The organism is Rhodococcus sp. NPDC003318 (assembly GCF_042879035.1).
In the GTDB taxonomy this organism is placed as follows: Bacteria; Actinomycetota; Actinomycetes; order Mycobacteriales; family Mycobacteriaceae; genus Rhodococcus_G.
Window position 1 is genome coordinate 196,322 of sequence record NZ_JBIAOU010000008.1, and the last position, 9,506, is coordinate 205,827.

A 9,506-nucleotide genomic window follows, 5' to 3' on the forward strand; every position below is an offset into this window, starting at 1 on the left:
GATCCCCGCGAATCTATCGCCGCCCGCCCGCACCCCGGGCCGAAATCAGCCGAGCAACTTCTCCCGCAGCGCCGCGTCCTTCTCCAGCACCATCGACTCCAGACCGGCCTGGAACCTCTCCATCGCCTCGCGGACCGCCGGGTCGGTGGTGCCGATGATCCGCGCCGCCAGCAGGCCGGCGTTGCGGGCCCCGCCGATCGAGACAGTCGCGACGGGGACACCCGCGGGCATCTGCACGATCGACAGCAGCGAGTCCATGCCGTCGAGGTACTTGAGCGGCACCGGCACCCCGATCACCGGCAGCGGGGTCGCGGAGGCGACCATGCCGGGCAGGTGGGCAGCGCCGCCGGCGCCGGCGATGATCACCCGGATGCCCCGACCGGCGGCGTCCTTCGCGTAGTCGAGCATCCGCTGCGGGGTGCGGTGCGCCGAGACGACCCCGACCTCGAACCGAATGCCGAACTCCGCCAACGCCTCCGCGGCGGCCTCCATCGTCGGCCAGTCCGAGTCGCTGCCCATGATCAGTCCGACCAGCGGTCCCTGCTGCTCCGTCATCGTCGCCTGTCTCCTGTCGTGGATGGTCGTTGATGCGTCAGTGGCCGGCGTGCGGATCCCGGCCGCCACCCGCGTGCGGGTCCCAGCCATCGGTCCAGACGCCGTGGGAGAGCCAGTGCGCGGCGCGTTCGGCCCGCTCCCGGACCGCGGCCACGTACGCGGCGTCGTCGAGCGAACCCGCCGCGGGGCCGACCACGTTGACGTGCCCGATCTTGCGGTCCTTGCGCTCGCCCTTGCCGTACATGTGCACCTTCGCGTCCGGCATCCGCGCGAACAGGTGGTGCAGCCGCTCGTCCATGCTCATCTCGGGCGCCTCGGGTGCGCCGAGCACGTTCGCCATCACGGTCACCGGGGCGATCGGGGCGGTGTCGCCGAGCGGGTAGTCCAGCACGGCACGCAGGTGCTGCTCGAACTGCGAGGTGCGGGCGCCGTCCTGCGTCCAGTGCCCGGAGTTGTGCGGGCGCATCGCGAGCTCGTTGACGACCAGCTCCCCGTCGACGGTCTCGAACAGCTCGACCGCCATCGCACCGGTCGCGCCCAGCGCCGACGAGATGGTCAGCGCCAACTGCTCGGCCTGCGCGGCCCGCTCGTCGGACAGTTCCGGCGCCGGCGCGATCACGACGGCGCACTGGCCGTCGCGCTGCACGGTCTCGACGACGGGCCACGTCGCGCCCTGCCCGAATGGGGACCGCGCCACCATCGCCGACAGCTCGCGGCGCATCGGGACCTTCTGCTCCACCATCAGCGCGACACCCTTGCCGAGCTGCTCGGTGACGATCTCCGACGCCTCCCCGAGCTCGTCGGGCATCCACACGCCGCGACCGTCGTAGCCGCCGCGGATCGACTTGATCACGATCGGCCAGCCGTGCTCGTCCCCGAACTTCTCGACGTCGGTGACCGAGGTCACCTCGGCGAATGCCGGAATCGGAACGTCCAGCTCGGCGAGCTTGCGACGCATGGCGAGCTTGTCCTGGGCGTAGATCAGCGCCTGCGGCGGCGGCTGCACGTTCACGCCCTCCGAAATCAGCACGTCGAGGTGCTCGGTGGGGACGTGCTCGTGGTCGAAGGTCAGCGCGGACGACCCGACGGCGGCGGCACGCAACGCGTCGAGGTCGGTGTGGGAGCCGAGCACGATGTCGGCGCTGACCTGCGCGGCCGGTTCGTCGGGCCCGCCGGAGAGCACCCGCAGGCACTGTCCGAGTTCGATTGCCGCCTGGTGCGTCATCCGGGCCAGCTGGCCGCCGCCGATCATCGTGACCACCGGCATCGCGGCATCCCGGCCGCGGGGAGTCGTGGGGCGGGGCTGGGATCCGGAATCGGTGCTCACGGTTGTCCATGGTGTCACGACGCCTCCCCCGGGCCGTCCCCAGGTTCCGTGGTCCGAATCTGAGAACAGGCTGTGATCGGAGTGTCCGGTCGAACCCGGCGCGACGAGGTTCGTAGAATGTCCTCCTGTGTCTTTTGTCGATCAGGCGCTCAGCCACGTGCCCAGGCCGTTACGGGACGTTGTGCTGCGTCACCGCGAACTGATCAAGTTCGCGATCGTCGGCGGCACCACCATGGTCTTCGACCTGGCGATCTTCTACTCCCTCAGCCTCACGGTGCTCGAGCAGAAGCCGGTGATCGCCAAGGTCATCTCCGGTGTGATGGCCACGATCCTGAGTTACGTCCTCAACCGGGAGTGGTCGTTCAAGAACCGCGGCGGACGCGAACGCCACCACGAGGCGATCCTGTTCTTCGTGATCAGCCTGATCGGCGTCGTCATCTCCGCGGCGCCGCTGTGGATCGCGAACAACATCTTCGACGTCCGCGCCGACCAGGCCAGCGTGACGACGGTCGTGATCATCGACTTCGTGCTCAACTACATCATCGGCAACCTACTGCAGATGGCGTTCCGGTTCTGGGCGCTGCGCCGGTTCGCGTTCCCCGACGAGAACGCGCGCGGCGGATCCGACTTCGACCCGACACCGGACGAACTGGCCGCGCGCTAACGCGGCTCGAGCGACGCCTCGACGTCCGTGCGCGGTTCGGTCGGCAGGAACAGCGCGAACAGCGCCGGCCGCCTGCGTTGCAGGTCCAGACGTCCACCGTCGGCCTCGACCAGCGCACGCGCCAACGCCAGCCCGACACCGGTGGAACCACCAGCGGAGAACCCGCGGTCGAAGATGTGCGGCGCGAGCTGATCGCTGACACCGTCACCCTCGTCGCCGACCTCGACGCACACCATCGCCTCCCGCCGGGGACCGACACCGGGCAGCACCCGGACCACGACGGTGCAGGTTCCCCCTCCGTGCATCAGGGCATTGTCGACGAGCACCGCGACCGCCTCACGCAGCCGCGACGGGGTCGCGGACGTCCGGACGGTGCGATCGCCCCGCAACACCAGCGACCGTCCCTCCTGCTGGTACTGCGGCTGCCATTCGGCGACGACCGCGTCGAGCTCCCGCACCACCGACAACGACTGGCGGTCCACACCGTCGATGCGCGAGGAACGGACCAGTTCGTCGATCGCGACGGTCAATCGGTCCACCTGGGCCATGGCCGCGTTGGCCTCGTCGACGACATCCGGATCCGGATGCACCGACAGTTCGTCGAGTCGCAGCCGGACCGCCGTCAACCGGCTGCGCAACTGGTGCGACACGTCCCCGACCAGCGCCCGCTCGCGCTGCAACCGGCCCGCGATCTCGACGGTGACGGAGTCGAGGACGTCGGAGACGCGGTCCAGCTCCGGAATGCCGTACCGGCGTGCGTCGGTGCGGAAGTCGCCCTTGGCCAGTCGCGCCGCCCGGTCCGCGACGTCCTGCATGGGGTCGGCGAGGCGCCGGGCGGTGACCGTCGCGATCGCGGTGCCGACCGCGAGGGACACGAGCACCATGAGCGCCACCCCGCCGACGGCCTGCTGTTGCAGGGTCCGCATCGCCGCGGACGGCGTCTCGAGCCGCAGCGACCCGGACCGTCCCATCGAGATGGCCTCCACGAGCGGGTCCTCGACCTCCGCGGCGCCGATGTCGATCCGGGCGTTCGGATCGTCGCGCGACGGATAGACCACCGACAGGCGTCCCCCCGCCGGCACCGCCACTCGCAGCGAACCGACGTCGAGACTGCCCTCGACCACCCCGCTCTGGCCCTCCTGGTCGATGATCTCCGCGGAGATCCGGTCGAGGCGGGCCTGCAGGTCACGACGGGTGAAGTCCTCAACCCACAGCCACGCCGTGTAGGTCAGCGGCAGACCGAGCAGCAGCCCGGTCACCAGGACCACGGCGAGGATGGAGAGCAGGATGCGGCGACGCATTCCGCTGCACTCAGGTGTTCAGGCGGAATCCGACTCCGCGCACGGTCGCGATGCGGCGTTCCGCGATGGGGCCCTCGTCGCCGATCTTGCGCCGCAACCAGGACATGTGCATGTCGAGGGTCTTCGAGCCGCGCAGGTCGACGTCGCCCCACACCTCCTGCAGGATCACATCGCGTGAGACCACCTCACCGGCCCGGTCCATCAGGACCTTGAGGAGTTCGTATTCCTTGTTGGCCAGCGAGATCTCGTTTCCACCGACGAGCACCCGCCGGGCGGCCGGCTCGAGACGCAGGTCCCCGACCTCGATCGCCGAGTCGTCCGGGCCGCCGCGGCGACGCAGCAGCGCTCGCACACGGGCCATCAGCTCGGCCAGCCGGAACGGTTTGCCGACGTAGTCGTCCGCGCCGGCGTCGAGGCCGACAACGAAATCCACCTCGTCGGTGCGGGCGGTGAGCATGAGAACAGCGAGTTCGGACCCGTTGACGCGCAGCTGCCTGCACACCTCGAGTCCGTCCATGCCGGGCAGACCGAGGTCGAGGATCAGGAGGTCGAAGGTGCCGCTCAGCGCCAGCTCGAGGGTGGCGGGGCCGGTCTGTTCGACCGTCACGTCGTAGCCCTCACGGCCCAGGGCCCGGGACAGCGGCGCGGCGATGGCCTCGTCGTCCTCGGCCAGTAGTACGGAAGTCACGTCACCACAGTACGGAGCGTCCACGCCGCGGCGCCGCCGCGCCATGCGGATCAGCGGCACCGCCGCGCCATGCGGATCAGCGGCGCCAGCCTCGTCGTGGCTGCCTGCCCTCGCCGTCCCCACCGTCCGTGCCGTGGTCGAGGTGCTCGCCGCCCGGCCGGTCGCCGAGTTGCATGGCGTCGAAAACCTGGTGGTAGAGCAGCGAATGCACGCGTTGCACGTCCGGGATGTCGTCGAACTCGAGCGGATCGTCGGCCGCCGACGAGATCACGAGGGTGCCGGTCCGCATCATCCGGTCGAGCAGTCCGTGCCGGAACTGCACGTTGCTGATCCGGCTGAGCGGGATGTCGATTCCGCTGTGCGTCAGCACCCCCTGGCGGATCAGCACCCGGCGGTCGGTGACGATGAAATGCGTGGACTTCCAGGAGATCAGGGGGACCACACACCGCCACCCGACGAGGGCCAGCCACGCGACGAGCACGATCACGGACACCACGGTCCGGGCGGTGCCGTCCAGGCGGGCCTGCGCGAGACCGGCGGCGAATCCCGCGACTGCGGTCGCGACGATGAACGTCAGCGCGGGCAGCACGAGCATCTTCCAGTGGGGATGCCTGTGCAGCAACAGTTCCTCGTCTGCGGCGAGCGCGTCGTCCGGGTAGCCCATTCCCAAAAGTCTGCCACCTCGGACGTGGCACCTTCGTTCCCCTCGTCCTACGCCCGCTCCACCTCACCGTCCACGTCGTCGCCGACCACGGTCCCGACAACCTCGCCGCGTTCGCCGTCGGTGAGATCCTCTTCGGCGGCGCTCTGCAGTTCGCGCGTTCGCACCTCGGCCTCCTGCTCCGCGACCACCATCTCCTCCGGGGTCGGTGCCGACCCCGAGATCAGCGCGTTCGCCCACCTCGTCGTCGGATCGATGTCCAGCAGCAGCGTCTTGACGAGCAGCGTCGCCGGAATCGCCAGCAACGCGCCGAGCGGGCCGAGCACCCATCCCCAGAACACCAACGCCAGGAACGTCACCGTCACCGACAACCCGACGGCGTCGCCCACGAACTTGGGCTGGATCACCGACTGGATGGTGACGTTGATGACGCTGTAGACGACGATCACCCACAGCATCATCACCGGGCCACCCTCGAGCAGTGCGATGAGGGCGGGCGGGATCAACCCGATCACGAAGCCGATGTTCGGGATGTAGTTGGTGATGAACGAGAGCAGTCCCCACAGCAGCGGCAGCGGGATACCCATCGCCCACAGCGCGCCCGCGTCGATCACCGCGACGATCAAACCGAACACCGTCGACACGATGAGGTAACTGCGGGTGCCGGACGCGAATGCCGAGAAGGCGTACGCGATGTCGGGACGCGAGAACGCGACCGCGCGCATGCGGTCACCGAACGACGCCGCATCGATCGCCATGAACAGCAGCACCGCAACCAGGAAGAACAGGTTGGAAAAGACCCCGAGCAGACCGAGCAGGACGTCGTCGAGCAATCCGACGAGCTTGCCGAAGTCGATGTTCGACAGCACCGTCTCGACCTGGTCGGAACCGATGTCCAACTGCCCGAGTCGAGTCTGCACGTCGGCGACCAGCTGATCGGCCTTGTCCGCGTACTGCGGCAACAGCGTCGCGAGCTGCGCCACCGACACGGCGAGCGCCCCGATCAATCCGAACAGCACGAAGTAGACGGACGCCAGTGTCGCGAGCACCGCCACCCACATCGGTGCGCCCTTGCGGCGGAGCCGGTTCCCGAGGGGCTGCACCGCGACGACGAGCATCAACGCCAGGAACACCGGGCCGAGGATGCCGGAGAACGCATGGACACCGGCGATCGCGACGACGCCGCCGGCCAACGCCAGCAGCACGATCAGACCACGGGGCCAGCCCTCCGGGGTCTGCGGCCGCGTCGGAACCTGTACTCCTTGATTCACTTCCGGTACCGCCATCACTTCCACACCGCTGCCCGCCGGGCGACACCGGGGAGAAGACCCAGAATCGGCAACCCGATCGCCAGGTGCACCAGTGCCGTCGCGATCCGGTCGGCGAGTGTCGCGTCGTAGACGAACGGCAGGATCACCGACGCCAGCAACAGCAACCCGACGATCCATCCGAAGAAGGTCACACCCCCCGGTGTGCTCACCACCAGCAGGTAGAGCAGCGCCGATGCCAGCAACGCCAGCACGAACCCCAGGACGGCGAATCGGACCGGCACGGAGACATCGGGAAGCCACGGCGGCGGCAGGGGGTCAATTGCGAAGGCCCGCAACAGCAGTGCCACGACGAGCGCGGACAACGCAGTCACCAGCGCCGCGGCCGCGGCTCCGGGCCAGAACTTCGCCGCCGAGATGCCGCGTTCGGGTGCCCGTGGTGTGGGCACTCCCCCCGGATAGTCGGTCATCGCATTTCCTTCCAGTGACCCTTCCCCTGAAGGCTTCTCCGGCGTCGGCGTTCGAACCTCACCCGCGACGGATGAGGTTTCGTCCGACGAGAGCCCGGAAACTACTTCACGACCGTCACGACACATCTCGGAAAGGAAGGGCCATGACTGACCCCTCGGTGGCGAAGCACAGCGACGGCGGCGTCAAGCAGGGATTTGCCGCGGGCACGTCCATCGCGGCGGCCGTGTTGCTCCTGACCGTCGGTATTCTGCAGGTATTCCAGGGCATCTCCGCGCTCGCCAAGGACGAGGTGCTGGTGTTCGGCCCGGAGTACACCTACAAGTTCGACATCACGGCGTGGGGCTGGATCCACCTCGTGGTCGGCATCCTGATCGCGCTGACGGGCTTCTTCCTGATGACCGGTGCGACCTGGGCTCGGATCACGGCCATCTTCCTGGCCGCCCTGTCGATCATCGCGAACTTCCTGTGGCTGCCGCACTACCCGGTGTGGTCGATCCTGATCATCGCGCTCGACGTGGTGATCATCTGGGCGATCACCACCTGGGACACCGATCGCGTCTGATCTCTGCGCACCAATCACGAAGGGGTGCCGACGAACTGAGCATCGTCGGCACCCCTTCTGCTGTGTCAGTGCTCCACGCGGTCCGGGCGACGCGGGTGAGGGCCATTCGGGTGAGAGCTACGCGGGGTGGGGGCTACGCGGGGTGGGGGCGCAGATGCGTCACGTCACCCGCCGACACCGGCACCGGCGCCGCTCCGCCGTCGGGCTGCACGACGATGCGGCCCTGCAGGTCGACGTCGGTGGCGATGCCGACGATCTCCTCGTTGCCGGGCAGTTCCACCCGCACCCGCTGACCGAGCGTGTTGCAGCGCGACCGGTAGTCGGCGGCGAGCCCCTCGATCTGCCATCCGTCCGCCTGCCAGGCCGTGAACTGCGTGGCCAGTGACCGCAGGACGGCGCGCGCGATGGTGTCGCGGTCGGTGGTGACGGCGCCGGCGAGCTGCAGCGACGTCGCGGTCGGGACGGGCAGCTCCGGTTCGGTGATCGTGACGTTGAGTCCGATTCCGATGACCACCGACGGAATCGGCGCGGTCGCGGCGACCTCGGCGAGGATGCCCGCGACCTTCTTCCCACCGATCTGAACGTCGTTGGGCCACTTGAGGGTGGCGTCCACCTCGGCGACCGACCGCAGCGCGTCGACGACGGCGATCCCGGTCATCAGCGGGAACCACCCCAGCGACTGGAGCGGAAGTCCGGGCATCCTCAGGAGCACGGAGACCGACACCGACGACCGCGCCGGGGCCACGAAGCTCCGCGAGTGCCGTCCCCGCCCGTGGTCCTGGTACTCGGCGATCAGCACGGCCCGGTCGAGGGCCGTGTCGACGGACCTGGCCAGCAGGTCGGCGTTGGTCGACCCGGTTTCCGCGACCACGTCGAGGGAGCGGTAGAACGTGCGGGGATCGTTGCCGCCCTCCCGGGTCACCAACGCTGCTCGCAGCGAGTCGACGTTCAACGGGGGCCGGTTCAGGTCCGTGTACATGGGTCGAGCGTAGGGCGTCGGACGGCGACCGCGGCGCCGACGAACCGGACTCGACACGGTACTGGCCGGTAGCTTAGGGTTGGGGATTCGGCGTATCCGCACCTCTCGCCGTCGTGCGCCCGTGGCAGTCGATAAGCTCTGTGCCCATGACCAGCGTCCAGGAGCCTGCCGTGACCGCGGCATCGAATGTCCCTGATATCCACACGACCGCGGGCAAGCTTGCGGACCTGCACAGACGGCAGGCGGAGGCGGCGTTGCCGTCGGGTGAGGCCGCGGTCGAGCGGGTGCACGCCAAGGGCAAGCTGACCGCGCGTGAACGCATCGAGGCGTTGCTGGACGAGGGCTCGTTCGTCGAGGTGGACGCGTTGGCGCGGCACCGGTCGACGAACTTCGGGCTCGGGGACAACCGGCCGGCCGGTGACGGTGTGGTCACCGGGTACGGCACCATCGACGGCCGCGACGTGTGCGTGTTCTCCCAGGACGCGACCGTCTTTGGTGGCAGCCTCGGTGAGATCTACGGCGAGAAGATCGTCAAGGTGATGGACCTGGCCCTGAAGACGGGTCGGCCGCTGATCGGGATCAACGAGGGCGCCGGCGCCCGCATCCAGGAGGGTGTGGTCTCCCTCGGCCTGTACGGGGAGATCTTCCACCGCAACGTCCAGGCGTCCGGGGTGATCCCGCAGATCTCGCTGATCATGGGCCCGGCCGCGGGCGGTCACGTGTACTCCCCGGCGCTGACCGACTTCGTGGTGATGGTCGACCAGACCTCCCAGATGTTCGTCACCGGCCCGGACGTGATCAAGACCGTCACCGGTGAGGACGTCACCATGGAGGACCTCGGTGGCGCCCACACCCACATGGCCAAGTCCGGGGTCGCGCACTACGTCGCCTCCGGTGAGCAGGACGCCCTCGACTACGTCAAGGACCTGCTGTCGTACCTGCCGTCGAACAACCAGGCCGCCGCACCCCGGTTGGCGCCGACCGACCCGATCGTCGGGTCGATCGAGGAGTCGCTGACCGACGAGGACCG

Annotated in this window: 11 protein-coding genes; 3 read left to right on the forward strand and 8 right to left on the reverse strand. The window is 68.9% G+C overall.

From position 1 onward, the window contains the following. Nucleotides 1-45 precede the first annotated feature (45 nt). The gene (gene purE, locus ACFYVR_RS15605) at nucleotides 46-555 is read right to left on the reverse strand and encodes a 5-(carboxyamino)imidazole ribonucleotide mutase (protein WP_387474550.1); all 510 of its coding nucleotides are present in this window, start codon (nucleotides 553-555) and stop codon (nucleotides 46-48) included. Nucleotides 556-592: 37 nt separating this feature from the next. Then, complete coding sequence (locus tag ACFYVR_RS15610) at nucleotides 593-1,822, reverse strand: 5-(carboxyamino)imidazole ribonucleotide synthase (RefSeq protein ID WP_387474611.1); 1,230 nt, start codon at nucleotides 1,820-1,822, stop codon at nucleotides 593-595. Between the two features lie 187 nt (nucleotides 1,823-2,009). Here ACFYVR_RS15610 and ACFYVR_RS15615 point away from each other — a divergent pair, with 187 nt between their 5' ends. Beyond that, on the forward strand, nucleotides 2,010-2,546 hold the full coding sequence (locus ACFYVR_RS15615; protein ID WP_387474552.1) for a GtrA family protein: 537 nt from the start codon (nucleotides 2,010-2,012) through the stop codon (nucleotides 2,544-2,546). Here ACFYVR_RS15615 and ACFYVR_RS15620 read toward each other — a convergent pair. The 5 genes from ACFYVR_RS15620 to ACFYVR_RS15640 form a co-directional block, all read right to left on the reverse strand. After that, nucleotides 2,543-3,847: a sensor histidine kinase gene (locus ACFYVR_RS15620; protein WP_387474554.1), complete on the reverse strand. Its 1,305-nt coding sequence runs from the start codon at nucleotides 3,845-3,847 to the stop codon at nucleotides 2,543-2,545. The two genes, ACFYVR_RS15615 and ACFYVR_RS15620, sit on opposite strands and share 4 nt — an antisense overlap. A 10-nt stretch (nucleotides 3,848-3,857) precedes the next feature. Continuing rightward, on the reverse strand, nucleotides 3,858-4,535 hold the full coding sequence (locus ACFYVR_RS15625; protein ID WP_387474556.1) for a response regulator transcription factor: 678 nt from the start codon (nucleotides 4,533-4,535) through the stop codon (nucleotides 3,858-3,860). A 76-nt stretch (nucleotides 4,536-4,611) separates the two neighbouring features. Beyond that, nucleotides 4,612-5,199: a PH domain-containing protein gene (locus ACFYVR_RS15630; RefSeq protein WP_387474558.1), complete on the reverse strand. Its 588-nt coding sequence runs from the start codon at nucleotides 5,197-5,199 to the stop codon at nucleotides 4,612-4,614. Between the two features lie 47 nt (nucleotides 5,200-5,246). Next, a complete protein-coding gene (locus ACFYVR_RS15635; RefSeq protein WP_387474560.1) occupies nucleotides 5,247-6,482 on the reverse strand; it encodes an AI-2E family transporter in 1,236 nt (411 codons plus the stop codon). Further along, the gene (locus ACFYVR_RS15640) at nucleotides 6,482-6,934 is read right to left on the reverse strand and encodes a DUF6069 family protein (RefSeq protein WP_387474562.1); all 453 of its coding nucleotides are present in this window, start codon (nucleotides 6,932-6,934) and stop codon (nucleotides 6,482-6,484) included. Before ACFYVR_RS15640 ends, ACFYVR_RS15635 begins: the two co-directional genes overlap by 1 nt. A 143-nt stretch (nucleotides 6,935-7,077) precedes the next feature. Between ACFYVR_RS15640 and ACFYVR_RS15645 the strand changes: the two genes are divergently transcribed. Continuing rightward, nucleotides 7,078-7,497: a hypothetical protein gene (locus ACFYVR_RS15645; protein ID WP_387474564.1), complete on the forward strand. Its 420-nt coding sequence runs from the start codon at nucleotides 7,078-7,080 to the stop codon at nucleotides 7,495-7,497. Between the two features lie 133 nt (nucleotides 7,498-7,630). On the opposite strand, the gene ACFYVR_RS15650 is transcribed toward ACFYVR_RS15645, so the two are convergent. After that, nucleotides 7,631-8,476, reverse strand: a complete 846-nt coding sequence (locus ACFYVR_RS15650; protein ID WP_387474566.1) for a biotin--[acetyl-CoA-carboxylase] ligase — start codon at nucleotides 8,474-8,476, stop codon at nucleotides 7,631-7,633. 146 nt (nucleotides 8,477-8,622) lie between these two features. Between ACFYVR_RS15650 and ACFYVR_RS15655 the strand changes: the two genes are divergently transcribed. Next, a partial coding sequence (locus ACFYVR_RS15655; RefSeq protein WP_387474568.1) for an acyl-CoA carboxylase subunit beta occupies nucleotides 8,623-9,506 on the forward strand: 884 nt, incomplete at its 3' end.

Bases quoted from the DNA above. Each gene is read 5' to 3' on its own strand.
- ACFYVR_RS15645 (WP_387474564.1), top strand. From the start codon at position 7,078: ATGACTGACCCCTCGGTGGCGAAGCACAGCGACGGCGGCGTCAAGCAG.
- ACFYVR_RS15620 (WP_387474554.1), bottom strand. From the start codon at position 3,847: ATGCGTCGCCGCATCCTGCTCTCCATCCTCGCCGTGGTCCTGGTGACC.
- purE (WP_387474550.1), bottom strand. From the start codon at position 555: ATGACGGAGCAGCAGGGACCGCTGGTCGGACTGATCATGGGCAGCGAC.
- ACFYVR_RS15650 (WP_387474566.1), bottom strand. From the start codon at position 8,476: ATGTACACGGACCTGAACCGGCCCCCGTTGAACGTCGACTCGCTGCGA.
- ACFYVR_RS15630 (WP_387474558.1), bottom strand. From the start codon at position 5,199: ATGGGCTACCCGGACGACGCGCTCGCCGCAGACGAGGAACTGTTGCTG.
- ACFYVR_RS15610 (WP_387474611.1), bottom strand. From the start codon at position 1,822: ATGCCGGTGGTCACGATGATCGGCGGCGGCCAGCTGGCCCGGATGACG.
- ACFYVR_RS15640 (WP_387474562.1), bottom strand. From the start codon at position 6,934: ATGACCGACTATCCGGGGGGAGTGCCCACACCACGGGCACCCGAACGC.
- ACFYVR_RS15635 (WP_387474560.1), bottom strand. From the start codon at position 6,482: ATGGCGGTACCGGAAGTGAATCAAGGAGTACAGGTTCCGACGCGGCCG.